This window comes from Burkholderia sp. AU15512, assembly GCF_002223325.1.
Lineage (GTDB): Bacteria > Pseudomonadota > Gammaproteobacteria > Burkholderiales > Burkholderiaceae > Burkholderia.
In genome coordinates, this window is record NZ_NKEX01000004.1 from 845,202 (window position 1) to 870,339 (window position 25,138).

General features: G+C 68.4%; 25 protein-coding genes. 7 read left to right on the forward strand and 18 right to left on the reverse strand.

The genetic code is table 11. The features are described from left to right. Positions 1-17 precede the first annotated feature (17 nt). The 5 genes from CFB43_RS16555 to CFB43_RS16575 form a co-directional block, all read right to left on the reverse strand. Entirely contained in the window at positions 18-248 is a 231-nt protein-coding gene (locus CFB43_RS16555) for a hypothetical protein (protein ID WP_069249385.1), read from the reverse strand. 374 nt (positions 249-622) lie between these two features. Continuing rightward, on the reverse strand, positions 623-1,744 hold the full coding sequence (locus CFB43_RS16560) for a porin (RefSeq protein ID WP_034190325.1): 1,122 nt from the start codon (positions 1,742-1,744) through the stop codon (positions 623-625). 349 nt (positions 1,745-2,093) lie between these two features. Next, complete coding sequence (locus CFB43_RS16565; protein ID WP_089495783.1) at positions 2,094-2,792, reverse strand: YoaK family protein; 699 nt, start codon at positions 2,790-2,792, stop codon at positions 2,094-2,096. A gap of 57 nt (positions 2,793-2,849) precedes the next feature. Next, a complete protein-coding gene (locus tag CFB43_RS16570; RefSeq protein ID WP_089495784.1) occupies positions 2,850-3,377 on the reverse strand; it encodes a chromate transporter in 528 nt (175 codons plus the stop codon). Beyond that, a complete protein-coding gene (locus tag CFB43_RS16575) occupies positions 3,374-4,012 on the reverse strand; it encodes a chromate transporter (RefSeq protein ID WP_089495785.1) in 639 nt (212 codons plus the stop codon). The genes CFB43_RS16570 and CFB43_RS16575 overlap by 4 nt, the downstream gene beginning before the upstream one ends. A 96-nt stretch (positions 4,013-4,108) precedes the next feature. Here CFB43_RS16575 and CFB43_RS16580 point away from each other — a divergent pair, with 96 nt between their 5' ends. Continuing rightward, the gene (locus CFB43_RS16580; protein ID WP_089495786.1) at positions 4,109-4,993 is read left to right on the forward strand and encodes a transcriptional regulator GcvA; all 885 of its coding nucleotides are present in this window, start codon (positions 4,109-4,111) and stop codon (positions 4,991-4,993) included. Between the two features lie 58 nt (positions 4,994-5,051). On the opposite strand, the gene CFB43_RS16585 is transcribed toward CFB43_RS16580, so the two are convergent. Then, positions 5,052-6,359 (reverse strand): solute carrier family 23 protein, encoded by a 1,308-nt coding sequence (locus tag CFB43_RS16585; protein ID WP_089495787.1) that lies wholly within the window; start codon positions 6,357-6,359, stop codon positions 5,052-5,054. A 406-nt stretch (positions 6,360-6,765) separates the two neighbouring features. Between CFB43_RS16585 and CFB43_RS16590 the strand changes: the two genes are divergently transcribed. Beyond that, positions 6,766-7,992, forward strand: coding sequence for an ATP-grasp domain-containing protein (locus CFB43_RS16590; RefSeq protein ID WP_089495788.1), 1,227 nt, complete (start codon positions 6,766-6,768; stop codon positions 7,990-7,992). Beyond that, complete coding sequence (locus tag CFB43_RS16595; RefSeq protein WP_089495789.1) at positions 7,989-9,158, forward strand: MFS transporter; 1,170 nt, start codon at positions 7,989-7,991, stop codon at positions 9,156-9,158. The genes CFB43_RS16590 and CFB43_RS16595 overlap by 4 nt, the downstream gene beginning before the upstream one ends. A gap of 94 nt (positions 9,159-9,252) precedes the next feature. Here the strand turns inward: CFB43_RS16595 and flgL are convergent, their stop codons facing one another. The 12 genes from flgL to flgB form a co-directional block, all read right to left on the reverse strand. Beyond that, complete coding sequence (gene flgL, locus CFB43_RS16600) at positions 9,253-10,494, reverse strand: flagellar hook-associated protein FlgL (protein WP_089495790.1); 1,242 nt, start codon at positions 10,492-10,494, stop codon at positions 9,253-9,255. Positions 10,495-10,516: 22 nt separating this feature from the next. Then, positions 10,517-12,499, reverse strand: coding sequence for a flagellar hook-associated protein FlgK (flgK, locus tag CFB43_RS16605; protein ID WP_089495791.1), 1,983 nt, complete (start codon positions 12,497-12,499; stop codon positions 10,517-10,519). A 197-nt stretch (positions 12,500-12,696) separates the two neighbouring features. Continuing rightward, positions 12,697-13,452, reverse strand: coding sequence for a flagellar brake protein (locus CFB43_RS16610; protein ID WP_089431814.1), 756 nt, complete (start codon positions 13,450-13,452; stop codon positions 12,697-12,699). Positions 13,453-13,672: 220 nt separating this feature from the next. Continuing rightward, positions 13,673-14,656, reverse strand: coding sequence for a flagellar assembly peptidoglycan hydrolase FlgJ (gene flgJ / locus CFB43_RS16615; RefSeq protein WP_089495792.1), 984 nt, complete (start codon positions 14,654-14,656; stop codon positions 13,673-13,675). Next, positions 14,657-15,841, reverse strand: coding sequence for a flagellar basal body P-ring protein FlgI (locus CFB43_RS16620; RefSeq protein ID WP_089495903.1), 1,185 nt, complete (start codon positions 15,839-15,841; stop codon positions 14,657-14,659). It lies immediately after the preceding gene. A 5-nt stretch (positions 15,842-15,846) separates the two neighbouring features. Then, positions 15,847-16,539 (reverse strand): flagellar basal body L-ring protein FlgH, encoded by a 693-nt coding sequence (gene flgH, locus CFB43_RS16625; protein ID WP_089495793.1) that lies wholly within the window; start codon positions 16,537-16,539, stop codon positions 15,847-15,849. Between the two features lie 20 nt (positions 16,540-16,559). Continuing rightward, entirely contained in the window at positions 16,560-17,348 is a 789-nt protein-coding gene (flgG, locus tag CFB43_RS16630; RefSeq protein WP_069249069.1) for a flagellar basal-body rod protein FlgG, read from the reverse strand. A gap of 34 nt (positions 17,349-17,382) precedes the next feature. Then, positions 17,383-18,141: a flagellar basal-body rod protein FlgF gene (gene flgF, locus CFB43_RS16635; RefSeq protein ID WP_089426515.1), complete on the reverse strand. Its 759-nt coding sequence runs from the start codon at positions 18,139-18,141 to the stop codon at positions 17,383-17,385. A gap of 19 nt (positions 18,142-18,160) precedes the next feature. Beyond that, positions 18,161-19,402 (reverse strand): flagellar hook protein FlgE, encoded by a 1,242-nt coding sequence (gene flgE / locus CFB43_RS16640; RefSeq protein ID WP_089495794.1) that lies wholly within the window; start codon positions 19,400-19,402, stop codon positions 18,161-18,163. Between the two features lie 33 nt (positions 19,403-19,435). Beyond that, positions 19,436-20,185, reverse strand: a complete 750-nt coding sequence (locus CFB43_RS16645) for a flagellar hook assembly protein FlgD (RefSeq protein WP_089495795.1) — start codon at positions 20,183-20,185, stop codon at positions 19,436-19,438. Positions 20,186-20,229: 44 nt separating this feature from the next. After that, entirely contained in the window at positions 20,230-20,655 is a 426-nt protein-coding gene (flgC, locus tag CFB43_RS16650) for a flagellar basal body rod protein FlgC (protein ID WP_011353470.1), read from the reverse strand. Positions 20,656-20,695: 40 nt separating this feature from the next. Next, positions 20,696-21,184, reverse strand: coding sequence for a flagellar basal body rod protein FlgB (gene flgB, locus CFB43_RS16655; RefSeq protein ID WP_039369170.1), 489 nt, complete (start codon positions 21,182-21,184; stop codon positions 20,696-20,698). A 204-nt stretch (positions 21,185-21,388) separates the two neighbouring features. Between flgB and flgA the strand changes: the two genes are divergently transcribed. From flgA to CFB43_RS16675, 4 genes are all read left to right on the forward strand, one after another. Continuing rightward, a complete protein-coding gene (flgA, locus tag CFB43_RS16660) occupies positions 21,389-22,636 on the forward strand; it encodes a flagellar basal body P-ring formation chaperone FlgA (RefSeq protein ID WP_089495796.1) in 1,248 nt (415 codons plus the stop codon). Positions 22,637-22,754: 118 nt separating this feature from the next. Further along, complete coding sequence (gene flgM / locus CFB43_RS16665; RefSeq protein ID WP_089426519.1) at positions 22,755-23,084, forward strand: flagellar biosynthesis anti-sigma factor FlgM; 330 nt, start codon at positions 22,755-22,757, stop codon at positions 23,082-23,084. A 70-nt stretch (positions 23,085-23,154) separates the two neighbouring features. Continuing rightward, positions 23,155-23,595 carry a flagella synthesis protein FlgN gene (locus CFB43_RS16670; RefSeq protein ID WP_089431819.1) on the forward strand — a complete coding sequence of 147 codons (441 nt, stop codon included), beginning with the start codon at positions 23,155-23,157 and terminating at the stop codon, positions 23,593-23,595. Positions 23,596-23,764: 169 nt separating this feature from the next. Further along, a complete protein-coding gene (locus CFB43_RS16675) occupies positions 23,765-25,120 on the forward strand; it encodes an SGNH/GDSL hydrolase family protein (protein ID WP_089495797.1) in 1,356 nt (451 codons plus the stop codon). Positions 25,121-25,138: the final 18 nt, after the last annotated feature.

Sequence of the window (25,138 nt, forward strand, 5' to 3'; positions counted from 1 at the left end):
CGGACCAGCCGCCATGCTCATGCCTGCGACGTGTCGCTGCCGTCCGTCGCCTGCGTGTCGTCTGCAGCCTGTTCGGGCTGGTCTTCCTTTTTCTTCTCGAGCATGCCTTCGATCGCTTCCGCACCCTTGAAGCCGGCGACGGCGGCGGCCGCCTTGGTCAGCAGGCCCGCATCCGGATCCAGCTTTTCCGCGCCTTCGACAGCCGCGACCGCGCCAGCGATTTCACCCACGGTGTTCAGGATACCCATCGTCATCCCCTTTCAAGAAAATCGTGAGCGCATCGTCCCACGAAAAAAACCGGCGGACCGCGATTGTCATCACCGGATACACAAGTTACGCACCAGGCCGGCCGCACTCGCCGAGCGCAACCGGAACGACGCACGCGCGCGCCAGGCGGCACGCAACGGGCGATGCACGCAGCGTAGCGGAAAGCCTGCGCGCGCACTGTAAAAGTATGTTCTGGATTGCCGACGAAACCCTTACGGCGCGGGGGTCTCGTGATGAAGCATTCGCCGAATAGTCGTGCGCGCGTATGAAGCTCGCATGACGAAAAAAAGAGGCGCCTCGCGGCGCCCCTTCGATGCAGGCCGGACCACTGCCGGCCGATGCGTTCCGACGTTCGTCAGAAGATATTGCGCAGGCCGATCGCGATGCCGGTCTGGTTGCTGCGACCCGGCAGCTCGACGTTCGCCGCGCCGTTCGTCTTGTTGAAGTCGACGGTGCCGTAGACTTCCGTGCGCTTGCTGAGCGCGTACTCGGCGATGCCGACGATCGCGTAGCGGTTGCCGCTCGCGAGCGTGCCATTGGTGGTCATCGCGTTGCGCATGTGGTCGTAGTAGAACGCGCCCGTCAGCGTCAGCGGCGCGCTGACCTGCCAGCTCACGCCCGCGAACGGGCCGTCGTCGATCCGGCCGGTGCCCTTCGCGACCGGAATCGTCTGCTGTGCGAGCAGGCTGTCGACGAAGCCCGTGTCGTCCTTCGAGCGCAGGTAGCCCGCGTAGATCTTCGCCTTGCTGAACGCATACACGACGTTCGCGTGGTAGATCGTCTGCTTGCGCGCCGAGTTGTCGCTGTTCTGCTGCGCGCCGGCCGCGATGCTGAGCGGGCCCATCACGTACGACAGCGACACGCCCCACGCATTGCCCTTGCCGAGCGAACCCGGGATCTGGCCCGAGAAGCCGCCCGCGCCGGTCGATTCGTAGTTGGTGCCGGTCGAGTACATCGCCTTCGCGGTCAGGCCGTCGAACTTGCCCGTGTACTTGATCTGGTTGTCCGCATACAGGCCGCCGCCGAGTGCGACCGGCAGCCATGCGTTTTCGAGGTAGTTGCCGACCGTCAGCGGATCGTAGGTATCCGACAGCAGGTCGAACAGCGGCGTCTTCTGGCGGCCGAGGGTCACCGTGCCGTACGGGCTCTGCAGGCCGACGTACGCTGCGCGGTTGAACAGGCGGCCGCTGTCGGCGAACGCGCCGTTCTGCAGGTTCACGCCGCTCTCGAGGTTGAACACGGCCTTCAGGCCGCCGCCGAGGTCTTCCGTGCCGTAGATGCCGAAGCGGCTGTTCGTGATCGCGCCGTTGGTCATCGACAGCAGGCCGTCGTTCTTGGCGTTGGCGTTGGTCAGGTAACGGATGCTGGCGTCGGCGACGCCCCAGAGCGTGACCGAGCTTTGTGCGGCCGCGTACTGGCTGGCAAATGCGAGCGCGGCGCCCCCTGCGATGGCTGCGAGTCGGGTGGTCTGCTTCATGAGCTTTCCCTTTTGTAGGTGTCTCCATTCATGGCCGGCCGCGTGCGCAACCGGGTGGCGATCGCTCACGTTCTTGGCGCGCGCGATGTGGGCTGAATCATATGACGAGTGCAATCGCTGAAAGAAATTGAAACGTGCGGTAACGGCGGAACTGTCGCCCGCGCACAACGTTGCGCGCGGCAACGCGCGTCCGGCGGGCAGCGGGCAGCATCGGGCGCCGCACGGCAGCGGCCGCTCGCGCGGCTGACGGTGCGTCGGGTCTGTAAGGGTCGCGCGGCAGTGCCGCGGAACGGGCGGACGCAAGGGTGCCCCCGGAGCGCACGCACCGGTGCGCCCGCGGGATGCGCGGTCACGCCGCGGCCGGCCCGCCGTCGGCCGAGTGCCGGCGCCACGCGCGCCGCACGATCTCCGCGAACGCGCCGACGAGCAGCAGCACGGCGCCCCACAGCGCGACCTCCGGCGCGAGCCGCGTGACGAGGCCGCCGACCACCGCGCCGGCCAGGAAGCAGAAGCTGATCGTCGCGAGCAGCGCCGAGTCGTGCAGCGCCCCCGCGTCGTAGCGCGGGATCAGCCCGACGAACAGCTTCTGCGCGGCGCGCCGCAGGTTGCCGGTGGTCATCACCGACGTGTACGACAGTTCCTCGAGATGGGTGAACGACAGCGTCTGCAGCGTCGCGACGAACGAAATGCCCGGAATCAGCCACGCGCTCGACGCGCCGACGAGGCCGCTCGCGGCGACGCCGAGAAAAGCGATCTCGACGAGCAGGCTCGCGAACGCCGTGTGCTTCATCCAGCCGCGCTGCGCGGCAAGCCCGAGCAGGTGCGCGACGAACACCGCGAGCGTGAAGCCGACGAGCGGCGGCACGTGATGCAGCGCGGCGGCCCAATCGCCGGCCGACAGGTTGATGCCGAGCAGCGCGACGTTGCCGGTCATCGTGTTCGCGAACACGTGGCCGTGGCCGACATACGTGTACGCGTCGAGGTAGCCGCCGGACAGCGTCAGCAACGCGGCGACAGTGAGATTGCGGCTGGCGCCGTCGAGATCCATCGAGCCTCCCGTGAAGATTCGCGCCAGTATGGCGCACGGGCGGTCAAAGTGCGCCGGTCATTGCCCGATGCCCGTGAGCCCGATCAGCGCGCCGCCCGCGAGCAGCCACAGCGGATGAATGCGCGTGCGCCACGCGAGCACCGCGCACGCGGCCGTGATGCCCCACTGGATCGCGGTGCGGTTCGACGCCTCGGAGATCAGAACCGCGCTCGCCGCGACGAGCCCGGCGGTGACCGGCATCATCCCCTGCTGCACGTAGCGGCGCCACGGCCGGTCGCGAAAGCGCTCCCACGCGTGCAGCGCGAGCACGGTGACGATCGACGACGGCCCGAACTTCGCGAGCGACGCGACCAGCAGCCCGCTCCAGCCGGCCACGTGCCAGCCCACCAGCGACACGATCATCATGTTCGGCCCGGGCGCCGCCTGGGCCAGCGCGAACAGCGCGGTGAACTCGTGCGCGCTCATCCAGTGATGGACGTCGACGACCTGCCGCTGCATCTCCGGCAGGATCGTGTTGCCGCCGCCGAACGCAAGCAGCGACAACTGGCTGAAGATCGTCGCGATGGCGATCAGCGTGTCGGTCATGGCCGGCCTCCTCGCTGCGCGTCGCGCGCCGCGGCCGGCGCCGGCTGCGGCGTGCCCGCGTCGCGGCGGCGCGACGCGAACCACACGCTGACGGGCGTCAGCACGAGCATCGTGGTCAGCAACGGGATGCGCAGCACCGCGATCGCGACGAACGCGAGCGCCGCGATGCCGGCCGCCGCGCGCGCATGCCGCAGCGGCTTCAAGACCTTCACGGCCATCGCGACGAGCAGCCCGGCCGCCGCCGCCGCGAGCCCCGCAAAGAGATGCTGCACGCGCGGATCGTTCTGCGTCTTCGCGTACAGCACGCCGAGCGCGACGACGACGAGCGTCGGGCCCGCGATCAACCCGAGAATGCCGGCGAACGCGCCGGCGACGCCGCGAAAGCGCATGCCGACGGCCACCGACAGGTTGATCACGTTGCCGCCCGGCAGGAACTGGCACAGCCCGAGCAGATCGGTGAATTCGTCGGCGGAGAGCCACTTGCGCTCTTCGACGATGGTGCGCCGCGCGAACGGCAGCGCGCCGCCGAACGACATGAGGCCAAGCGACAGGAAACCGGTGAACAGCTCGGCGAGGCCGACGCCGCGGGGTGAGGCGGCCGGCGGAGGGGCGGCCGGCGGAGAAGCGGATTGCATGGGGTTCCTTATCAAACGGTGACCCGAGGTTACCGCCGTTCGGCATGCCGGCAAAACGATTTTATCGGCACGCCCTTGTGATCTAGAATCACAAGCATGGCACGCGATCTCCCACCCTTTTCCGCGCTTCGGGCCTTTGAAGCCGCGGCACGACATGAAAGCTTCAGCGCCGCCGGCGACGAGCTGCATGTGACTCACGGTGCCATCAGCCGGCAGATCGCCGGGTTCGAGGCCTGGCTCGGCAAGCCGGTGTTCCACCGCTACGGCAAGCGCGTGAAGCTCACCGACGAAGGCCGCCGCTACCTCGACACCGTGCGCGCGGCATTCGACAGCATCGCGCGCGCGACCGAGCAGTTGCGCAACACGGGCGCGGCACGCGTGCTGCGCATCAATGCGCTGCCGACCTTCGCGATGAAATGGCTGCTGCCGCGCCTGTCCCGGTTCCAGCGTGACGTGCCGAACGTCGAGCTGAAGCTGTCGACGTCGAATGCGCCGCTCGATACGCTCGACGGCTTCGATGTCGCGATCCGGCGCGGCCCCGGCCACTGGCCGAACTGCACGAGCGGCCACTTCCTCGACGAAAGCGTGATTCCCGTCTGCAGCCCCGCACTGCTCAAGCGCGCGCCGATCGCGCGTGCGGACGATCTCGCGCGCCATGTGCTGCTGCATTCGGATACGCGGCCGGAAGGCTGGCGCGACTGGTTCGCGGCGGCCGGCGTGGCGATGAAGGGGCGCAAGCGGCAGTCGTTCGACCACTTCTACCTGGCGCTGCAGGCGGCCGTCGACGGCCTGGGCGTCGCGCTCGGCCCGTTGCCGCTGATCGACGATGAGCTCGCGAGCGGCCGGCTGGTGATGCCGCTGGAGGGGCCGCGCATCGCGACGCGCAGCTACTGGTGGATCGCGCCGCGCGCACCGGCGGACGATCCGCTCGTCGCGCAGTTCTGCGCGTGGCTGCAGACGCAGTCGAACGTCGGCGCGTAGCGCGTCGACGGTCGACGCACAAGATGACGCGGGCGGCGGCACACCGCCCGCCGAACGCTCAGACCACCGGGCCCGGTTCTTTTTCCTTGCGCAGGATCGCGTACAGGATGATCGCGCCGAACGTCGCGGTGCCGATCCCGCCGAGCCCGAAGCCGCCGATCTTCAGCGAGAAGTCGCCGGCGCCGAGCACCAGCGTGACGGCCGCGACGATCAGGTTGCGGTTGTCGGAGAAGTCGACCTTGTTGACGACCCAGATCCGCGCGCCCGTCACCGCGATCAGCCCGAACACGACGATCGACACGCCGCCGAGCACCGGGCCCGGAATCGTCTGGATCACCGCGCCGAACTTCGGCGAGAAGCCGAGCACGATCGCGATCACTGCGGCGAGCGCGAACACGAGCGTCGAGTAGATCCGCGTGACGGCCATCACGCCGATGTTCTCCGCGTAGGTCGTCACGCCCGTGCCGCCGACGCTGCCCGACACGATCGTCGCGAGCCCGTCGCCGATGAATGCACGGCCCACGTAGCGATCGAGGCTCGCGCCCGTCATCGCGCTGACGGCCTTGATGTGGCCGAGGTTTTCCGCGACCAGGATCACCGCGATCGGCGCGAGCATCAGCATCGCGTGCGGATCGAACACCGGCGCGCGAAAGCTCGGCACCCCGAACCAGGCCGCCTGCCCGACGATCGAGAAATCGATCGGCTTGCCGAGCCCCATCCCGTTGGTCGCGACCGCGTAGATCGCGTAGGCGATCACCAGCCCGACGAGGATCAGCAGGCGCTGCACCATGCCGCGCGAGAACACCGCGACGCCGCCGACGCACAGCACGGTCACGAGCGCCATCACCGATTCGAAGGTCGACCCGGACACGCCCTTGACCGCGATCGGCGCGAGGTTCAGCCCGATCACCGCGACCACCGCGCCGGTCACGACGGGCGGCATCAGCGTCTCGATCCAGCGCGTGCCGATCGCCTGCACCAGCAGGCCGAGCGCGACGTACACGACGCCGCACGCGACGATCCCGCCGAGCGCGACCGGGATGTTCGGGTTCGGGCCGCTGCCGCCGTAGCCGGTCACCGCGATCACCAGGCCGATGAACGCGAAGCTCGAGCCGAGGTAGCTCGGCACGCGGCCGCCGACCAGCACGAAGAACAGCAGCGTGCCGACGCCCGACATGAAGATGCACAGGTTCGGGTCGAAGCCCATCAGCAGCGGCGCGAGCACGGTCGAGCCGAACATCGCGACGACGTGCTGCACGCCCATCGCGACCATCTGCGGCCACGCGAGGCGCTCGTCGGGGCCGACCACGCGCGAGGCCGTGCCGGTCGGTTGCACCCGCCAGCGCGGGAAGTAGGAATCGGACATGGGGAAAAGGGCTCCTGTCGGTCGCCGGCTGCGGAGGATGCGCCGGTCTGGAATCTGGCGCGAGTTTACGGAGCGGAAATGGGGCTGGCAAGCGGCGGACGCGCACGCGGCAGCCGAACGGCAGCCCTGCAGATTCGAACTCGTCCAATTCACGGCCGGGGTCGCCCGCCCTAGAGTATCTGGACTGCCTCGCTGTGAGCGTGGCGGCACGGATCCATCGAGTTCAAACAGTAGCTCAACACGAGAAAGCCTGCATCACAGCGTGCAGCCCGCTTGTTCCGGAACAGCGGAGAGCGGACGCATCCGAATGCCAATAAAAACTGGAGAGACGGGAACGCCTGACCGCCGGTAATCCAGAGCGTGCGTGAACGGCAAAGGGCGCGCGCGCCACGAGAGGAGCAAACCCATGAAGGTTCTCATCATCGAGCCGTGCTTCTTCGGCCTCGGTTACATTCAGGCGGCCCGTGCGCTAGGCCTGGAATGCTGGGCGGTAACCAGCGACGCGACGCATCCGGATCAGTACAACTATCGCGATCAGGTGCGTGGTGTGCTGGTGTGCCCGGTAAACGACGCGCACGCCGTCAAGCACGCGCTGGACGAAGCAGACCTGCTGCCGACCATCGCAGCCGTGGTCGCCGGCAATCAGTTCGTCACCGTGACAGCCGCGAAACTGGTCGCCTTGCTGGGACTGCGCGGCGTCCCCGCGCTCGCGGCCGAATGCGGCGTCCACAAGGATCTCGCAAGGCACGCGTATCGGCAGGCGGGGGCGCCGTCGCTCGACTACGCACTGGTCGCGACCCTGGACGACGCGCAAGCCGCGGCAGCCCGAATCGGTTACCCGCTCGTGATCAAGCCGACCAGCAGCGCGTCGAGCAAGGGGGTCACGCTGCTGCAAGACGAGAGCGCGCTCGAACCTGCATATCGGCAGTTGCAGCAAACGGACTTCGGCATGTTCGGCCTGGCACGCCGTACGGAGTACCTGCTCGAGGCGTTCGCGGACGGTCGCGAGTTCAGCGTCGAGCTGGCGCTAGTCGACGGAACCGTTCGGTTTGCCGGCGTAACGGAGAAATGGGTGACGTCACCGCCGTCTTTTGTCGAGATCGGTCACGTATTCCCCGCGCGCCTGCCCGCGCGGCAACGCCAGGCACTGCTCGACGCGGCCCGCTCCGCGACGCAGGCGCTCGGCCTGGATACCGGCGTATTTCACATCGAGTTGCGCTGGACTTCGACTGGCCCGCGCATTATCGAGACCAACCCGCGCCCCGGCGGCGATCACATCACAACGCACCTGGTCCCGCTCGCAACCGGCATCGATCTGTTCAAGCTCCACCTGCGAGCGCTGCTGGGTGATGCCGAAACAACGCCCCCCGCTCGAAACGCGGCGGCGGCCGTGGGGTTCGTCGTTGCCCCGCGCGAAGGCGTGCTGGAAGCGCTCGACGGTTGGGACGACGTCACTCGGCGCGACTACGTCGTCCATTGCGGGCTGGAAAAGAAACCGGGGGACCGCATTCGTCCACCCGAAAGCTCCGCTGACCGGATCGCATTCGTTATCGTGACCGGTGACACGGCCGATATCGCGGCCGACCGGGTACAGGCGGTGCTGGGCGATGTCGTCGTCAGGATCGCGCGATGAATCGACCGCTGCTTACGCTGCTCGCCTTTCACGCGCTCGACAAGCTCCTGTTCTTCTCGATTGCGCCGAACAAACCCATTTCCGCCTGGCAGGCAGGCTGGCTGGATGATTCGGGGCTCGCGCTGTTCTTCGTGATCCAGATCTTCTGCTACCGGCTCTTCCCTTTACTGGGTGGATTCCTCGCGGACCGGTATTCGAAACGCTCGACGCTCGCCTTCGGCTCGCTGCTACAGGCGCTCGGACTGGCGGCACTGTGTCAGGCCACCTCGTCGCAAGCGCTGTTCTTCGCGGGCGGACTGGTCGGAATCGGTGGAGGGCTCCTGAATCCGGTCATTTATTCGATGCTGAGCCAGGTATCAGGCCCGGCCGGCAGCCGCGCTTTTTCCACGCACTATTTGTTGATCAACGTCGGGGCGCTGGCCGGCCCGCTTGTCCTGTGGCCTGCCTTCGGCAACGCATGCCTGTGGCTCCTGCTTCCGGCTGGCGTCGCACTGGTGACCGTACTCGCTTCCTCGGCAGGATCACGCGCGATGCCGGCACAGCATCGATCCGCGTCCTGGTTCGCACCCCTGCACGACCCGATCTTCCTGAGGGTGTTCATCCTGTTCAGCGCGATCTGGGCGTGCTACACGATGATCTTTTCCAGCGCCCCCCTGATTGCAGCCGAACTCGAGTTGCGCACGCAAGGCAACGTCTGGCTGGGCGTGAATTCGGCCACGGTCCTGCTCGCTTACCTGTGGACGCTGCGCCGCCCGGAAAGGACCGGTATCTCCTGGTCCAGTGTGACGGCAGGACTCGCGCTGACCACCGTCGGCGTCGCGCTGGTGGGAACCGCACCCGCCGGCTGGATCGTCGGCGTGGGCATTGTCGTGTTGAGCATCGGCGAACTTCTGTCGATCCCGGTGCTCTACCACCTGGTTTCCGAACACGCTCCCGCGCATGCGCGCAGCCGCTACTTTGGCTCCATCTGGGTCGCGGGCGCGTTCGGGGAGGCCGGCGCGCAAGCGCTGCTTTGGGCGTGTCCGCAGCCGCGCGCCGTCTGCATCGTGGCGGCCGCGATGCTGGCGATCGCCACCGTGACGACAACGCGCAAGGTCAAGGTCCGTGCGGCCGAAATCAACGCCACTGAAAGTTGCGAGCTGTCGACGTCCCAGCGCGCGACCTGATACAGCAGCCGCCCGAGCAGACACTCGACCGGGCGGCGACCGACGCCGGCCGCGACGCAAGCGGGCGCTCACATCGCAGCCGGCGCGGCTGACATCAGGGGTTGATGTACTGGAACAGCGACAGGTTCTGCAACTGCGCATACGCCTTCTGCGAGCCCGTCAGCGCGTTCTGCACCTGCAGGAACTGGCTGATCGTCGTCACCATGTTGGTGCTCGTCAGGTCGGACAGGTTGCTGGTGACCTGCAGCGACGCGGTCTGGTTGACGGCCTGCATCGCCTTGACTTCCTGCTCGCGGCCACCGACCGATGCCTGGATCGTCGTGACGTTGCGCATCGTGTTGCCCAGCTTGGTCGAGCCGGTCATCAGCGCGTTCTTCAGCGCCGCGCCCGCCACCGCGTTGCCCGTCACGGGCGTCTTCAGCGCCGCGATCATCGCGTCGAGCGTCGAGAACACGTCCGAGCCGCCGCTCGCCTGAGGCGCCGGCGCAACGGCAAACGTGTCGCCGGCGGCCGGCGTGCCCGACACCGCCACCGTCATTCCGCCGCCGAGCGAGATCGCCGAGCCCGACGAATAGGCCTGTGCCGGCGTGGTGGTGGGCGGGGTGACCGAGTTGTCGGTCACGGTGTAGGTCGGCGCGGCGGCCGTGCCGCCAAATTTGATCGAGAACTGATGGCCGTTCGTCGCGATCGACGGGTTCGTCACTGTGACCGCGCCGATCGTGCCGGTGCCCGTGTTGCCCGCGCCGGCCGACGGCACCGGCGAGCTGCCGATCGCCGGCACCGACATGAAGACGGCCGCGCCCGTGTCGCCCTGCGACACGGTGCTCGAATCGGCGATCTGCACCTGGCGCGTACCGGTGTCGCCGACATAGACGACGCTGCCGCTCGCCGTCGTCGAAAACGGCGCCGCCGAATTTTTCGTGCCGGCGAACAGGTAGTTGCCCGCGCCGTCGTTGGTGTTCGCGAGCGTCATCAACTGGTCGCGGTAACCCTGCAGCTGCGTGGCGAGCGCCGAGCGGTCGCTGTCGGACATCGAACCGTCGCCGGCGCGCACGAGCAGCGACTGCGTGTTCGTCAGCACGGTGCTCACGTTCTGCAGCGTCTGGTCCTCGGCCTGCAGCGACGCGAGCGCCGCGCTCTGGTTGGTCGCGTACTGCGACAGCGTCGCCGACGTCATCGACAGCTGCACGGCCTGCGCCGCGCCGGCAGGATTGTCCGCCGCGGTCTGCAGGCTCACACCGCTCGAGATCTGCTGATACAGCTGCGCAAGCTGGGCCTGCTGATCGTTCATTTGTGAAACGTTCAGCTGGAAGAACTGGGCGCTGGAAATCCGCATCGCTTCTATCCCTCGAATCCGGTCAATTGAACAGGCCGAGCACGGTCTGGAACAGCGTCGCCGCCGTCTGGATCACCTTCGCGTTCGCCTGGTAGAACTGTTGGTACTGCATCAGGTTGGCCGCTTCCTCGTTCGTGCTCACGCCCGACACCGACTGCTGCGCCTGGGTGATCTGGCCGATCAGCCCGGTCTGCGCGGCGCTCGACGATTTCAGCTGGGTCGTCGTGTTGCCGATCCCGTTCACGTAGCTCGCATACGCGCCCGTGAGCGTCGTCGTGCCGTTGCCGAACGCCTTCGCGTTGACCAGCTTCGACAGCGCGAGCGCGTTGGAGCCGTCGCTGGTGCCGCCCGCATACGGCCCGATCGTGAACGAGTCGCCGGTCGCCGGGGCGCCGGACAGCGTGACGCTCACGCCGTTGAGCGCGCCCGCGGCCGTTCCCGACATCGTCATCGTCGCGCCGGCCGCCGGGTCGTACGGGACGGTGTCCGTCGGGTTGTTGATCGTGACCGACGTCGGCGGCGTGGTGCCGATCGTCACCGTGGTGCCGACCGGGAAACCCGTCAGCGTCTTCGCCGTCGCGTCATAGGTCAGCTTGGTCGTCGGCACTTGATAGCCCGCGGTGACGCCGCCCAGCGTGATCTTGCCCGTGCCGGTGTTGGTGCTCGCCGCCGACGTGACCGCCGGCGAGGCTGCCGCGATCGCCAACGCGCTCGTCGTGGCGAGGCCGAAGCCGTTCAGCGCGCCGCGCGTCGGCAGCACGGTGAACTTGTCACCGGCACTCATCGAGCCCGACGGGATCGAGAAATTCAGGCCGCCGAGCGAAACCGGCATCGGCCCCGCCTTCTGGTCGACCACCGCGCCGCTCGCGCGGTCGGTCAGCGTGTAGTTCGCGCCGTCGAAGGACAGCGTGTAGTCGCTCGTCGTCGGCTGCGACGCGTTCGCGAACGACACGGACAGCGACGCGTTGCCGGTATTGCCCTGGTTCGCGTACACGGTCGGCGACGGCGTCGCGAACAGGTTGCCGCCCTTGTTGCCCGACAGGTCGATGCCGAGCGCGTTCTGCGCGTTGACCTGCGCGGCGAAGCTGGTCGCGATCGCGCCGAGCTGGGCCTGGGCGGGGTCGAGCGTCTGGCTGCGGAACGCAAGCAGGCCGCCGAGCGTGCCGCCCGACAGCGACGAATCGGGCAACGGCTGGTTCGGCCCCTGCGGCTTCGCGCCGGCGATCCCCTGCGACACGACGGTCAGTTCGCTCGGATCCGACGGCGACGTGACGGCCGCCAGCTGGTAGCTCTTGTCGGCGACGACGAGCGGTTGGCCACCCGACATGAACACGCTGTAACCGCTGTCGTTGCGCACGACCTGGATACCGGCGAGGCCCGACAGGTTCGACACCGCGAGGTCGCGCTGATCCAGCAGCTGGTTCGGCGGCTGCCCCTGGCTGCTCGCAGCCGCGATCTGCTGGTTCAGCTGCGCGATCTGCGCGGTGTACGTGTTGATCTGCGACACGGTGCTGGTGAGCTGCGTGTTCACGCTCTGGCGCAGCGCGTCGTACTGCTGGCCGGCCGCGTTGAGCTGGTTGGCCAGCGTCTGCGCGTTGCTGATCGCGGTCTGCCGCACCGACGGGTCGGACGCGTTGTTCGCGACGTTCTGCAGCCCGGTGAAGTAGTTCGTGATCCCGGTCGAGACCCCCGCCGTCGGGCTGCCGATGTAGTTGTTCAGCTGCGCGACGAGCGTGTACCACGTCGACAGCGCGCCGCCCTGCGTCTGCGCGGTGTTCAGCTGGTCGCTCAGGTACTGGCTGTACTGCCGCTGCACGGTGACGGTGTTCACGCCTTGCGGCATGTAACCGCTGCCCGAGTATTGGCTGCTCGCTTCCGCATACACGGGCCGCTGGACCGAATAGCCGGGCGTCGCCGCGTTGCTGATGTTGTTGCTGGTCGTCGTGAGGCCCCAGAGCGCGGCATTCAGGCCGCTGACGCCGAGGTTCATGAGTGTGTTGGACATGCGCGATCCTGATGAGCCGGCCGCGCGTCGCGGCCGCCGGGTTGCGTGACTCCCGGTATAACGGCCGCCGATCGAAAAAATTGAGGAAAAAATGCACGCGCGACGCGCACGTGCGCGTCGCCGGTTCGGGCGTGCGGCCGAGGGTGCCGCAAACGCCGTGCGGGCTGCCCCGGGCGGGGCCGGCCGCCGCTAGCGCGTCAGGCCCGCGCGAGCGAGCGGCGCTTCATCTCGAGCTGCGTGATCAGCCGCTGCAGCGTGTTCTCCGCGCTGCCCGGCAGCGACATGTAGCGGAAGCCGAGCTGGTAGCGCCGCGACCCGTTCGGCATCTGCGTCGAACGCTGCGACACGAGCTGCAGGTCGAGCGACAGCTTGCCGTGGCCGGTCAGCTCGAGCTCGACGTCGGGCAGCAGCGTGCCGACCTCGAGCGCCTCGACGCGTTCGTCGGCCGTGCGCAGCCCCACGCCGCCGAGCGACAGGTTATGCACCTCGAACAGGAAGCTTTCGCCGTCCGGCAGCTTGCCGCGGCACAGGAACGGATCGACGATCGGCGCATCGACGCGGAAATATTCGCGGCGCTGGATGCACATCAGCACGTCGGGGAAATCGGCGACGAACGCGGGCAGCCCCTCGTAGCGCGTCTCGCGCGGCGTGCCCGTGGAGAATTCGACGCGCACGCCCTCCGGCGCGGCCGCGAACGTGCAGTGCGACGCGCCGAGGATGCTGGCGTTCTGCTCCGCCAGCGCACCCCAGTCGAACGTAAACGTCCGCGCGCCGACATCCACCTCGAGCAGGCGCGTGACGAGCTGGCCGCCCGGGTACTGGACGGTCAGGAAATCGCCGCGATTGACGAGGTTGCGCAGCTGCACGCCGATTTCCAGCGGATTGCGGCGGGCATAGTCGGGCCCGGAGTGGCCTGCATCCAGGCTGGGGTCCGTCGACGTTTCGATATTCATGGCTAGCCGGTCATTCTTGTCATGGGCGCCCGGGCAACCGGTGCGCAATAAAACCGGGCCAGAACGGGGGCCCGGTCGCAGGTCTCTCACACTTAGCGGCAGTGCTGACCGAAAGTTTAGATCGAATTGGGGATTTTTTTCGCGCAAACGTTGAAACCGCGCGCGGCGGGCTGCCGGGCGCGGTCCAGAGGGAGCAACAGGCGGGCGCCGACGGGGGCCGTCAGCCGATCTGCTGCATGATCGAGATCAGCTTTTTCGCGTAGTTCGGGTCGGTCGCGTAGCCGGCCTTCTGCATCCCGTGCGCGAAGCCTTCGACGCTGCGGCTCGCGCTCAGCACGCCCGAGTAGCGCGGGTTGTTCTTCAGCAGGTTCGCGTAATCGGTCATCGCGTGCTCGTACGAATCGTACGCGCGGAATTTCGCGACCACGCGGCGCGGCGTGCCGTTCACGTATTCCGTGGTCAGCGCCGACACCGTGCGGCCAGTCCAGCCCTTGGTCGCCTTGATGCCGAACACGTTGTAGCTCGTCGAGCCGTCGGTCGCGCGGATCTCGCGCTTGCCCCAGCCCGATTCGAGCGCGGCCTGGCCGACGATGAAGCGCGCCGGGATGCCGGTCGACGCGCTGGCCGCCTGCGCGGGGCCCGCGAGCCGGTCGACGAACGCGTCGGCGTCCTGCACGCCGCTCGCGCCCTTCAGCGGCGGCGTCAGCGCGCTGCCGGCCGAATAGCCGCGCGTGCCGGCAAGCCCGCCGTTGTTGGCCGAGTTCGCGTAGGCCTTCGCCATCGCGTTCATCGCGGCGAGGCCACCTTCGTTGCCGGACGCGCCGAAGCCGGCCGCGCCCAGCCCGGCCGCGCCGACGTCGGCCGCCGAATCGCTGCCCGCGCCCTGTCCCGCATTGCGCAGCAGCTGCTTCATCAGCGCGTCGGCCACGCCGATCCCGCGCGTCGACATCTGCTGCGCGAGCTGCTGGTCGAGCATCGACGTGTACATCTTCGACGTATGCGAATCGAACAGCCCGCCGTCGGGCGACGCGTCGCGCATGCTCTTGAGCATCATCTGCGTGAACATCGCGTCGAACTGGCCGGCGACCGCCTTCGCGCCGGCCCGCGGCGATTGCTTCGCCTGCTCGCGCAGGGCGTCGAAACCCTGCACGTCGAGCGCAAAGCGCTGCGTGAGGTCGTTCGCGTTCGGGAGACTGGCTGCCATTTAGATAATCTCCAGGTCGGCGCGCAGCGCGCCGGCGGCCTTCATCGCCTGCAGGATCGACATCAGGTCCGCGGGCGTCGCGCCGAGCGTGTTCAGCGCCTTCACGACGTCGGCGAGATTCGCGCCAGCCGTCACCATTTTCAGCGCGCCGTTGTCCTGCTTCAGCTGGATCTGCGACTGCTGCGCCACCACCGTCTGACCGTTCGAGAACGGCCCCGGCTGCGACACGACCGGCTGCGTGTTGACGACGACCGACAGGTTGCCGTGCGCAACCGCGCAGCTCTGCAGCGTGACCATCTGGTTCATCACGATCGAGCCGGTGCGCGCGTTCAGGATCACCTTCGCCGCGGCCTTGTCCGGGCTGACGTCGAGGTTCTGCAGCCGCGCCATGAACGCGACCTGCTGCGCCGAATCGGCCGGCGCGGCGAGCTGGATCGTGCGGCCGTCGAGCGCCGTCGCGGTGCCCGGGCCGAAGCTCGAGTTGACCGCGGACACGATCCGCTGCGCGGTGCCGTAGTCCATGTCGTTCAGTTGCAGCTGCAGCACGCCGTTCATCTGCGCAATCGCGTTCGGCACCGAACGCTCGACGATCGCGCCGCCGACGATCCGGCCGGCCGCGAGCTGGTTCACCTGCACGCGGCTGCCGTTCGCGCTGGCGCCGGCGCCGCCGACCGCCATGTTGCCCTGCGCGAGCGCGTAGACCTGGCCGTCCGCGCCTTTCAGCGGCGTCAGCAGCAGCGTGCCGCCGCGCAGGCTCTTCGCGTTGCCGAGCGACGACACGGTGACGTCGAGCGCCTCGCCCGGCCGCGCGAACGGCGGCAGCGTGGCGGTCACCATCACGGCCGCGACGTTCTTCAACTGCATGTTGCTCAGTTGCGACGCGCCGCCGTTGGCCGACCCGTTGTTGATCGAGATGCCGAGGTTCGCGAGCATGTTCGCGAGCGTCTGCGTGGTGAACGGCGTCTGCATCGTCTGGTCGCCCGTGCCGTCGAGGCCGACGACGAGGCCATAGCCGATCAGCGGGTTGTCGCGCACGCCCTGGATCTGCGCGAGATCCTTCAGGCGTTCCGCGTGCGCGGGCGCCGCGCCGAAACCACACGCCGCGGCCACGGCCACGAACGCGACGGCGAGCCGCGCGGCGGCGTGCACGCGGGCAGACAGGCGGTCGAGAAGCGTCTTCTGCATCGTCATCACCACGGCGCGATGTTGAGGAAGAAGCGCTGCAGCCAGCCCATCGTCTCGGCTTCGTTGATGTAGCCCTTCGCCGAGTATTCGATCTTCGCGTCGGCGACCTGCGTCGAGTAGACCGAGTTCGCGCCCGAGATCGTGTTCGGGTTGACGACCCCCGAGAAGCGCACGAATTCGTTGCCCTGGTTGATCAGCATCTGCTTCTCGCCGCTGACCACGAGGTTGCCGTTCGGCAGCACGTTGGTGACGGTCACCGTGATCGTGCCGTTGAACGTGTTCGCCGCGCTGGCGCCGCCGGTCGCCGCGAACTTGTTGTTGCCGGCCGCCGACAGGTTCGCCTTCGCGAACAGCCCGCCGAGGAAGCCGGCCGTCGGCACGTTGAAGTCGGTGTTGCCCTGCCGGTTCGTGTTCGCGCCCGACGACTTGGTCGCGTTGATGTTCTCCGCGATCATGATCGTCAGGATGTCGCCGACGTTGCGCGGACGCTGATCCTCGAAGAGCGGCCGCCCCGCGTAGCCGGGGTTGTAGATCGAGCCGGGCGCCTGCATCGACATCGGCGTCGGCGGCTGCGCCGTCATCGGCTGCTGGATGATCGGATCGCGCGGAATTTGCGCGCAACCGGCGGCGAACGCCGCCACCGCGACCGCGCATGCGGCGCGGACGGTGGCTGACGGGAGGAGGCGAACCTGCTTCATGGCGACGGCGGGTGTTCCGGTTAGCTCTTCATCTGCGTGACGGTCTGCAGCATCTGGTCGGACGTCGTCACGGCCTTGCTGTTGATCTCGTAGGCACGCTGCGTCTGGATCATGTTGACGAGCTCCTGCACGACGTTCACGTTCGACGCTTCGACGTAGTTCTGGTTGAGCGTGCCCGCGCCGTTCAGCCCCGGTTGCGACACGTTCGGCGCGCCCGACGACGTCGTCTCGGAGAACAGGTTCTCGCCGCGCGCCTCGAGGCCGGCCGGGTTGATGAAGGTCGCGACCTGCAGCGAGCCGATCTGCACCGAATTGGTCGAGCCCGCCTGCGTGACCGTCACGACGCCGTCCTTGCCGATGGTCAGCGACGTCGCGTTCTGCGGGATCGTGATCGCCGGCAGGACCTGGTAGCCGCTCGACGTGACGAGCTGGCCCTGCGCGTTGGTCTGGAACGCGCCGTCGCGCGTGTACGCGTTCGTGCCGTCCGGCATCAGCACCTGGAAGAAGCCCGCGCCGTTGATCGCGACGTCCTTCGCGTTGCCGGTCTGCGTGAGGCCGCCCTGCGTGTACCGGCGCTCGGTCGCGACCTGCTGCACGCCGGTGCCGAGCTGCAGGCCCGACGGCAGTTCCGTCTGCTGCGTCGAGTTCGCGCCCGGCTGGCGGATGGTCTGGTACAGCAGATCCTCGAACACCGCGCGCGACGCCTTGAAGCCGTTCGTGCTGGTGTTCGCGAGGTTGTTCGAAATCACGTCCATCTGCGCTTGCTGCGCATTCATGCCGGTGGCGGCGATGTAGAGCGAACGGTTCATTTATCAGGTCTCCTGCGTAGGGTGGCGCGGGCGCTCAGCTGAAATTGAGCAGCTGGTTCGCCGTCTGCTCGTTCTGGTCGGCCGTCTGGATCAGCTTCGACTGCAGCTGGAACGCGCGCGCGTTGTCGATCATCGCGACCATCGCGGTCACCGGGTTCACGTTGCTGCCTTCGAGCGAATTCGGCGTGACGACCACGTTCGGGTCGGCGTCGGCCGGATTGCCGTCGGCGGTGCGGAACAGCCCGTCGTTGCCGCGCGTGAGCGTGGCCGGGTCGGGATTCACGAGCTTCATCTGGTCGACGATCGCGACCGCCGTCGGCGGGTCGCCCGGCATCAGCGCGGAAATCGTGCCGTCCTTGCCGATCGTCACTTCCGCGTTCGGCGGCACCGATATCGGGCCGCCGTTGCCGACCACCGGCAGATTGCTCGCGTTGACGAGCTGGCCGTTCTCGTCGACGTGCAGGTTGCCGGCGCGCGTGTACGCCTCGCTGCCGTCGGCCGCCTGCACCGCCAGCCAGCCCGCGCCCTGCACGGCGACGTCGAGCGGGTTGCCGGTGCGCGTGATCGGACCCGGCGTGTAGTCGGCGCCGGGCGTCGACGCGAGCACGTAGGTGCGCGTCGTCGTCGGGTCGCTCGTGCTGCCGTCGCCGAAATTCATCGGCACCGCGCGATACGTCGCGAGCTGCGCGCGAAAGCCCGTCGTCGACGCGTTCGCGAGGTTGTTCGCGACCACCGCCTGCTGGTCGAGCGACTGCGACGCACCCGTCATCGCCGTGTAGATCAGTCGGTCCATGGCTGCCCGTTATCCGCGCTTACAGGTTGATGATCGTCTGGTCGACGGCCTGCTGCGTCTTGATCGTCTGCGCGTTCGCCTGGTAGTTGCGCTGCGCGGTGATCAGGTTGACGAGCTGCGACGTGAGGTCGACGTTCGAGTTTTCCAGCGCGCTGCCCTGCAGCTTGCCGTGGTTCGTGCTGCCCGGTGCCGAGATCTGCGGCACGCCCGACGCGGAGCTTTCCGCGTACTGGTTGCCGCCGAGGCTCACCAGCCCGTTCGGGTTGTTGAAGTTCGCGAGCGCGATCTGGCCGAGCACGGCGGTCTGGCCGTTCGAGTAGTTGCCGGTCAGCTTGCCGTCGGTGCCGATCGTGTAGGTCGTCAGCGTGCCGCTCGCGTAGCCGTCCTGCGCGAGGTTGTTCACCCCGTTCTTGCCGCCGTACTGCGTCGTGCCGGTCAGGTCGAGCGTGAGGCTCTGAGGCGTCGCCGAGCCGTCGGTGTTCGGCACCGTGAACTGGAACTGGCCGACCGACGTGGTCGGCGTGGGCGGCGTGCCCGTGGTCGTGCTCTTGATCGCGCCCGACGCGTCGAACGTGACCGTGCCGAGATCCGTCGTGGCGCCGCCCTGCACGCCCGCGTACGCTTCCCACGTGCCGGCCGCGGACTTCACGAAGTACATGTTGACCGCCTGCGAACCGCCGAGCGAGTCGTACACCTGGATCGACGTCGAGTAGTTGTAGGTCGTGTTGTCGGTCGCGCTGAACGGCGTCTTGGCCGGCACCGCGTCCTGCGAATTCAGGTTGAACTGCGCGCCGATCTTGGTCGTCGCGGTCGGCGCGATGTTGGTCGTCGGCGCCTGCAGCGGCACGGTCTGCGCGGTGTTGATCACGCCGCCCCCGTTGGCCGCATAGCCCATCAGGTTACGGCCTTGCGAGTCGACGATGAAGCCGTTCTTGTCGCGCTGGAACGTGCCGTCGCGCGAGTAGGTCGTCACGCCGTTGTTCGACATCTGGAAGAAGCCGTTGCCGTTGATCGCGACGTCGAGCGACGAGCTCGTCGTGTTGATCGTGCCCTGGCCGAAGTTCTGCTGCACCGCGTTCAGCGACGTGCCGATACCGATCTGCGTGTTGGTCGACGTCGCGACCGAGTTCGCATACATGTCGGCGAACTGCGCGGTGCTCGACTTGAAGCCGACCGTGTTCGCGTTCGCGATGTTGTTGCCGATCACGTCGAGCGCGTTCGATGCACCCGCGAGGCCGCTCAGACCCTGTTGATAACCCATTTCGGTCTCCGTTTCGAGATTGCTCGATCAGTATCAGTTGGAGGTGGTGCCGCTGCCCGATGGCGGCGACGCGGTAGTGTTCGGGAAAATCGACGCAACCTGGGTCAGCCCCACGGTCGTGCCGTTCGACAGCACGAGACCCGCCGTGCCGTCCGCCTGCTTGATCACGCTCTGCACGGTCGACGCCGCGAGCGTCGTGGCCGGCTGCGGCGTGCCGTTGCTGTCGGTGTACGACGCGCTGACGGTGTACTTGCCGTCCGGCAGGGCGTTGCCCGCCGCGTCGGTCGGCGTCCAGTTGAACGGCACCGTGCCGGCCGACTGCGCGCCCGCGTTGATCGTGTTCACCACGGTGCCCGCCGCGTTCTTCACGGTGATCGTCAGGTTCGACACCGAATTCGCGAGCGACACGCCGAACGGCGACGCCGCGCCGCTCTTCACCGCGACCGCGTTGCCCGGCGCGAGCACGTTCGTGCCGATCAGCAGCGCGGCCTGCGTCTGCTGGCCGGCCGTGAGCTGCGAGGACAGCGACGTGAGCGACGTGTTCAGCTGCGCGATGCCGCTCACCGTGTTGATCTGCGCGAGCTGCGACGTCATCTGCGAGCTGTCGACCGGGCTGGTCGGATCCTGGTTCTGCAGCTGCGTGACGAGCAGCTTCAGGAACGTCGCCTGCAGGTCGCTCGCCGACGTGCCGTTGGTCGACACTTTGTTGGTGTTCATCGTGTCGGTCGGCAGGTTCGACACGTTGGTGCCGTTGCTGCCGATCGTCGTGCTGGAGGAAGTCATCCTGGGTGGCCTTCTGTCGGGTCGGTAAGGTCGGTCGGCGCGGCTTACGAGCCGATCGTCAGCGTCTTGAGCATCAGCGTCTTCGCGGTGTTCAGCGTCTCGACGTTGGCCTGGTACGAGCGCGAGGCCGAGATCATGTTCACCATCTCCTGCACCGGATCGACGTTCGGCATCTGCACGTAGCCGTTCGAATCGGCGGCCGGGTTCGACGGGTCGTAGGTCGACTTCATCGGCGACGGGTCGTCCATCACCTTCGTCACGCGCACGCCGCCCACGCCCTGGCCGGACGCGGTGCGCGCGCCGCCGATCGGGTCGGTCGCGAACACGACCTGCTTGGCCTTGTACGGCTTGCCGTCGGGGCCGGTCGCGCTGTCGGCGTTCGCGAGGTTCGACGCGGTGACGTTCAGGCGCTGCGACTGCGCGGACAGCGCCGAGCCGGCGACGCCGAAGATGTTCATCAACGAGGGCATGGAAGCTCCTTTTGCTCGGATTCGGCGGCGGTGCGCGCCGTCACTGGTTCGACGTGATCGCGGCGATCATCGCCTTGATCTGCTGGGTCATCACGGTCATCCCGGTCTGATAGTGCAGCGCGTTGTTCGCGAACTGCACGCGCTCGACGTCGAGATCGACCGTGTTGCCGTCGAGCGCCGGCTGCAGCGGCATCCGGTACTGCGCACGGCCGTAGTCGTCCGACGGGCCGCCCGTCGGGATCAGCTTCGCGGTGCCGGCCATGTGACCCGCCGCCGTCGACACCATCGACATCCCGTTCGTCACGCCGGCCGGCTGCGCCATCGGCAGTTGCGCCGCGTTGCTCGGCGCGAGGCCGCCGCCCGCCTGCTTCAGCGAGCGCGCGAGCGTCGACGCGAAATCGACGTCGCGGGCCTGGTAGCCGGGCGTGTCGGAGTTCGCGATGTTCGACGACAGCAGTTCCTGCCGGTAGGCGCGCACGTCCAGCGCCTGTCGGCCGAACGCGAATTCCGCATCGAGTTTGTCCAGCATGTGTGCGTCTCTCCGTATGAAGCGCTGCACGCCCCTCGCGCCGGATGGCGACTCGAGAGGCTTTTTTCCATGACAGCGATGGTAGGCGCCGGACGCAACCGGCAATCGGGCGAATAACGCGGCAAAGGCCCCCTCTATTCATCGTTTGCGCGACCGCCCCGCTCCCTAGAATGCGAAGCGGAGCAACGGATCGGGGATACGGCGATGACTGGCAGCGCACTTCGCGGAAGGAACGGGCGGCTCACGCACGTCCGGCGTGCGCTTGCGCTCGCCGCGGCGCTGTGGATCGCCGCCCCGGCCGCGCACGCGGACGACGCGATGATCGTGATTCCGGGGCGCGGCGAGACGGCCGAAACCGCGCTCGCGCACGCCAATGCGGCGAGCGGCGGGAATGCGGCGACGGCGCCGGGTTCGGGCCTGGCGCCGGACACGGGTCGTGCCGCGAGCGGCGCGGGTGCAGGTGCCGCCGCCGGCGCGTCCGGCGCCGGCTACGCGGCGCAACCGGCTGGCACGATGGTCGTGACGACCGTCCCGGCGCCTGCGCCAGCCCCGGTGCCGCGCCCTGTCTACGCAGCCGCCCGCATGAACGCCGGAACCGGATATGGCGCGCCGCGCGCCGCCGATCCGAACGCGATCGCGACGGTCGTCGCCGGCACGGCCGAACCCGCATCGAATCCCGTACGGCCGGCCCCGCAGCCGGCCATGGCCGCGCGCCTGGCGGCGGCCCGCGCCGCGTCCGCCGCGCCGGCGCCGCGCGCCGTCCCGGTTTCCGCGAACCCGGCCCCTGCCGCCAATGCCGCCACCGCGGCCCAGCCCGCGACGCCGCCCGGCCAGCAGGATCCCGAGTCGATCCGCCGCACGGCCCTCGCGTTCCTGCAGCAGCAGGTCGCGGGCCTGCCCGGCAAGACCACCACGACGGTCACGACCGCGTTTCCGCGCGGGCTCGCCGCGTGCACGACGCTCGAGCCGTTCATGCCGACCGGCGCGCGCCTGTGGGGCCGCACGACGGTCGGCGTGCGCTGCGCGGGTGAGCGGCCGTGGACCGTCTACCTGCAGGCGAAAGTCACCGTGCAGGCCACCTACTACGTCGCCGCGCGCCAGATCGCGCCCGGCGAGCCGCTTTCCGCGGCCGACCTGGTCGCCCGCGACGGCGACCTGACCGTGCTGCCGCTCGCGGTGATCACCGATCCGGCGCAGGCGATCGGCGCGACCGCGCTCGCGCGCATCTCGGCCGGGCTGCCGCTGCGGCAGGACCTGCTGAAGAGCGCGGCGTCGGTGTCGGCCGGCCAGACGGTGCGGGTGGTCGCGGCCGGGCCCGGTTTCACGATTTCGGCCGAGGGCAGCGCGCTGGCGAATGCGGCGCCCGGCCAGTCGGTACGGGTGCGGATGGCGGCGGGCCAGATTGTCACGGCGATCGTCAAGGACGCCGGCACCGTGGAAATTCCGCTATAGGGACGGATCTCGCGGCAAGAATGTAAAGAATTGTTTATTCGGGGCATTTCGGGCTCGCGATGCTAAAGTTCGGGCCGACCCGGCCGTTATCTGGGTCAAACCGAACAGGAAACCCATCGTGAAGATCGATTCCACTCCGAACCCGAGCCCCCTGGCGCCGACCGGCAACGGCGCGACCCGTGCGCAATCCGGCACGGCCTCGTCTTCGTCCGCGCAGGCGGCCGATGCGGGGTCGACCGGCGGCGACCGGAGCGTGAACCTGTCGGGTCTGTCCGGCCAGTTGCGCTCGGTATCCGCGTCCGGCAACGGCGATATCGACACGGGCCTGGTCCAGTCGATCAAGGACGCGCTGAACAACGGCACGCTGACGATCGACGCGAACAAGATCGCCGACGGCGTATTGAATACCGCCCGAGAGCTGCTGCAGCAGCAGCGCCCGGGCAACTGAAGCGGGCCTCGCGAGGCCCGCCCCCCCGGTTTGCCGGCGCTCCCCGCGCCGGCGCGACGAGCACGACGCGATGAGAGAAGAGCTGCTGGCCACGGTCAATGACGAACATGCGACGGTCGAGGCGTTCGCGTCCCTGCTCGCGTACGAGGAAAAGGCGCTGACGATGGCGCAGCCGCTCGAGATGCTGCCCGGGATCGTCGAGAAGAAAAGCGAGCTGATCGACCGGCTCGCGCAGCTCGAACGCACGCGCGACACGCAGCTTTCCGCACTCGGCTTTCCGGCCGGCAAGAAGGGCATGGACCAGGCCGCCGAGCGCGATGCCCGCCTCGCCGGCCGCTGGCAGTTGCTGCAGCAGTCCGCCGAACGCGCGCGCCAGGCCAACGCGAACAACGGGATGCTGATCCGGATCCGGATGGACTACAACGAGCGCGCGCTCGCGGTACTGCGCTCGGCGCCCGCACCGGCCGGCATCTACGGCGCCGACGGCCGCGTGTCGGCTCTCACGCGCTGAAGCACTGACTGACTGATCGGCGGCAGCGCCGCCACCACCGTACTTTCCCCGCCGTTCGCGGCACGTCACGTTTCGACAGACCGGGCCCGAGCCCGGCACCCACGGTCCCTTCCGATACACGGTCGCGCAGCCGCGAGCCGTCCCGTCACAACAATCAGAAGAGGGCCGCATGCCAACTTTCCGCATTCCGTTTTCATCCCGCGTCGCCGCCGTGTCCGCTGTCGCCACGCTGGGCGCCGCCTTGACGCTCCCCGCCGCGCAGGCCGCCGGCCCCGCGCCGCTGCCCACGCCGACGGGCGACATGTCGCTGTCGCCGGCCGGCCCCGACATCGTGCCGCCGGCCGCCTCGAGTCCGCCCGGCGCCACGCCGCGCGCGTCCCGCCGCGGCTCCGACACCTACACGTACCTGCGCTGCTGGTACCGGCTCGACGCGGACCCGCTGAAGCCGGCCGCGACCTACGAATGGGCGCGCAACCCGGCCGGCGGCGACTGGTATCGCGTGTCCGGCTACTGGTGGGCGGACGGCATCACGCAGTGGAAGAACATGTTCTACAGCACGACGCCGCAGGACACGCTCGCCGACGTGTGCCGCAAGACGCTGGCCGCGAAAGGCATCAAGACCGACCTCGTGCAGGCGGTCGCGGCGAACAACGCGCTGTCGTTCAATTACACGGTGTGGACCATCGACGCCGCGCAGCAGGACGCGCGCGTCAACAAGCTGATCGTGTTCGGCGACAGCCTGTCCGACACGCAGAACGTGTTCAACGCGAGCCAGTGGAAGCTGCCGAACGGCACGAGCTGGAATGCGGGGCGCTTCAGCAACGGCCCGGTGTGGGCCGAATATCTCGCCAATACGCTGCGGCTGCCGTTCTACAACTGGGCAATCGGCGGCGCGGCGACCGACCAGTACCTCGTCGTGCCGGGCCTCGTGCAGCAGATCGACTCGTGGCGCGAATACATGGATCGCGCGCCGGACTACCGGCCCGCCAACACGCTGTTCGCGGTGTTCGCGGGCGGCAACGACCTGGTGAACTACGGGCGCTCGCCCGAGCAGGCGGCGAATGCGGTGCGCGACAGCCTCGAGCGGCTTGCCGCGGCCGGCGCGACGCGGATCATGCTCGTCACGCTGCCGGACGTGTCGCGCGCGCCGGTGTTCGCGACCCGCAGCGACACCGCGAGCGTCGCCGCGCAGGTGAAGGACTACAACCAGCGCCTCGCGGACGCGGCCGCCGCGCTGCGTGCCCGCTACGGCGCGACGCTGCGGCTCGAGGTATTCGACGCGTATGCGCTGTTCGACGACCTGCTGAGCCACCCGGCCCGGTACGGCTTCGACGATGCGAAGCGTTCATGCCTCGACATCCCGAAACCGTCGTCGCTCACCTACCTGAGCGCGCAGACGCCGCGTGCGGACTGCCGCGATCCGGCGCGCTTCGTGTTCTGGGACACGCTGCACCCGACCACGCGCACGCACGCGTGGCTCGCCGAGCGGATCGCGCCGTTCGTGCGGGCACGCCTGCTGAACTGAGCGGCGCGCCCGGCCGTG

What these genes read in the sequence shown, in the direction of transcription:
- CFB43_RS16645 (WP_089495795.1), bottom strand. Translation starts at nt 20,185, where the DNA reads ATGACTTCCTCCAGCACGACGATCGGCAGCAACGGCACCAACGTGTCG.
- CFB43_RS16585 (WP_089495787.1), bottom strand. Translation starts at nt 6,359, where the DNA reads ATGTCCGATTCCTACTTCCCGCGCTGGCGGGTGCAACCGACCGGCACG.
- flgJ (WP_089495792.1), bottom strand. Translation starts at nt 14,656, where the DNA reads ATGGCAGCCAGTCTCCCGAACGCGAACGACCTCACGCAGCGCTTTGCG.
- CFB43_RS16590 (WP_089495788.1), top strand. Translation starts at nt 6,766, where the DNA reads ATGAAGGTTCTCATCATCGAGCCGTGCTTCTTCGGCCTCGGTTACATT.
- CFB43_RS16610 (WP_089431814.1), bottom strand. Translation starts at nt 13,452, where the DNA reads ATGAATATCGAAACGTCGACGGACCCCAGCCTGGATGCAGGCCACTCC.
- CFB43_RS16580 (WP_089495786.1), top strand. Translation starts at nt 4,109, where the DNA reads ATGGCACGCGATCTCCCACCCTTTTCCGCGCTTCGGGCCTTTGAAGCC.
- flgK (WP_089495791.1), bottom strand. Translation starts at nt 12,499, where the DNA reads ATGTCCAACACACTCATGAACCTCGGCGTCAGCGGCCTGAATGCCGCG.
- CFB43_RS16675 (WP_089495797.1), top strand. Translation starts at nt 23,765, where the DNA reads ATGCCAACTTTCCGCATTCCGTTTTCATCCCGCGTCGCCGCCGTGTCC.
- flgB (WP_039369170.1), bottom strand. Translation starts at nt 21,184, where the DNA reads ATGCTGGACAAACTCGATGCGGAATTCGCGTTCGGCCGACAGGCGCTG.
- flgE (WP_089495794.1), bottom strand. Translation starts at nt 19,402, where the DNA reads ATGGGTTATCAACAGGGTCTGAGCGGCCTCGCGGGTGCATCGAACGCG.
- flgH (WP_089495793.1), bottom strand. Translation starts at nt 16,539, where the DNA reads ATGAAGCAGGTTCGCCTCCTCCCGTCAGCCACCGTCCGCGCCGCATGC.
- CFB43_RS16565 (WP_089495783.1), bottom strand. Translation starts at nt 2,792, where the DNA reads ATGGATCTCGACGGCGCCAGCCGCAATCTCACTGTCGCCGCGTTGCTG.
- CFB43_RS16595 (WP_089495789.1), top strand. Translation starts at nt 7,989, where the DNA reads ATGAATCGACCGCTGCTTACGCTGCTCGCCTTTCACGCGCTCGACAAG.
- CFB43_RS16670 (WP_089431819.1), top strand. Translation starts at nt 23,155, where the DNA reads ATGAGAGAAGAGCTGCTGGCCACGGTCAATGACGAACATGCGACGGTC.
- CFB43_RS16560 (WP_034190325.1), bottom strand. Translation starts at nt 1,744, where the DNA reads ATGAAGCAGACCACCCGACTCGCAGCCATCGCAGGGGGCGCCGCGCTC.
- CFB43_RS16570 (WP_089495784.1), bottom strand. Translation starts at nt 3,377, where the DNA reads ATGACCGACACGCTGATCGCCATCGCGACGATCTTCAGCCAGTTGTCG.
- CFB43_RS16575 (WP_089495785.1), bottom strand. Translation starts at nt 4,012, where the DNA reads ATGCAATCCGCTTCTCCGCCGGCCGCCCCTCCGCCGGCCGCCTCACCC.
- flgA (WP_089495796.1), top strand. Translation starts at nt 21,389, where the DNA reads ATGACTGGCAGCGCACTTCGCGGAAGGAACGGGCGGCTCACGCACGTC.
- flgF (WP_089426515.1), bottom strand. Translation starts at nt 18,141, where the DNA reads ATGGACCGACTGATCTACACGGCGATGACGGGTGCGTCGCAGTCGCTC.
- flgC (WP_011353470.1), bottom strand. Translation starts at nt 20,655, where the DNA reads ATGCCCTCGTTGATGAACATCTTCGGCGTCGCCGGCTCGGCGCTGTCC.
- CFB43_RS16555 (WP_069249385.1), bottom strand. Translation starts at nt 248, where the DNA reads ATGGGTATCCTGAACACCGTGGGTGAAATCGCTGGCGCGGTCGCGGCT.
- flgG (WP_069249069.1), bottom strand. Translation starts at nt 17,348, where the DNA reads ATGAACCGTTCGCTCTACATCGCCGCCACCGGCATGAATGCGCAGCAA.
- CFB43_RS16620 (WP_089495903.1), bottom strand. Translation starts at nt 15,841, where the DNA reads ATGCAGAAGACGCTTCTCGACCGCCTGTCTGCCCGCGTGCACGCCGCC.
- flgL (WP_089495790.1), bottom strand. Translation starts at nt 10,494, where the DNA reads ATGCGGATTTCCAGCGCCCAGTTCTTCCAGCTGAACGTTTCACAAATG.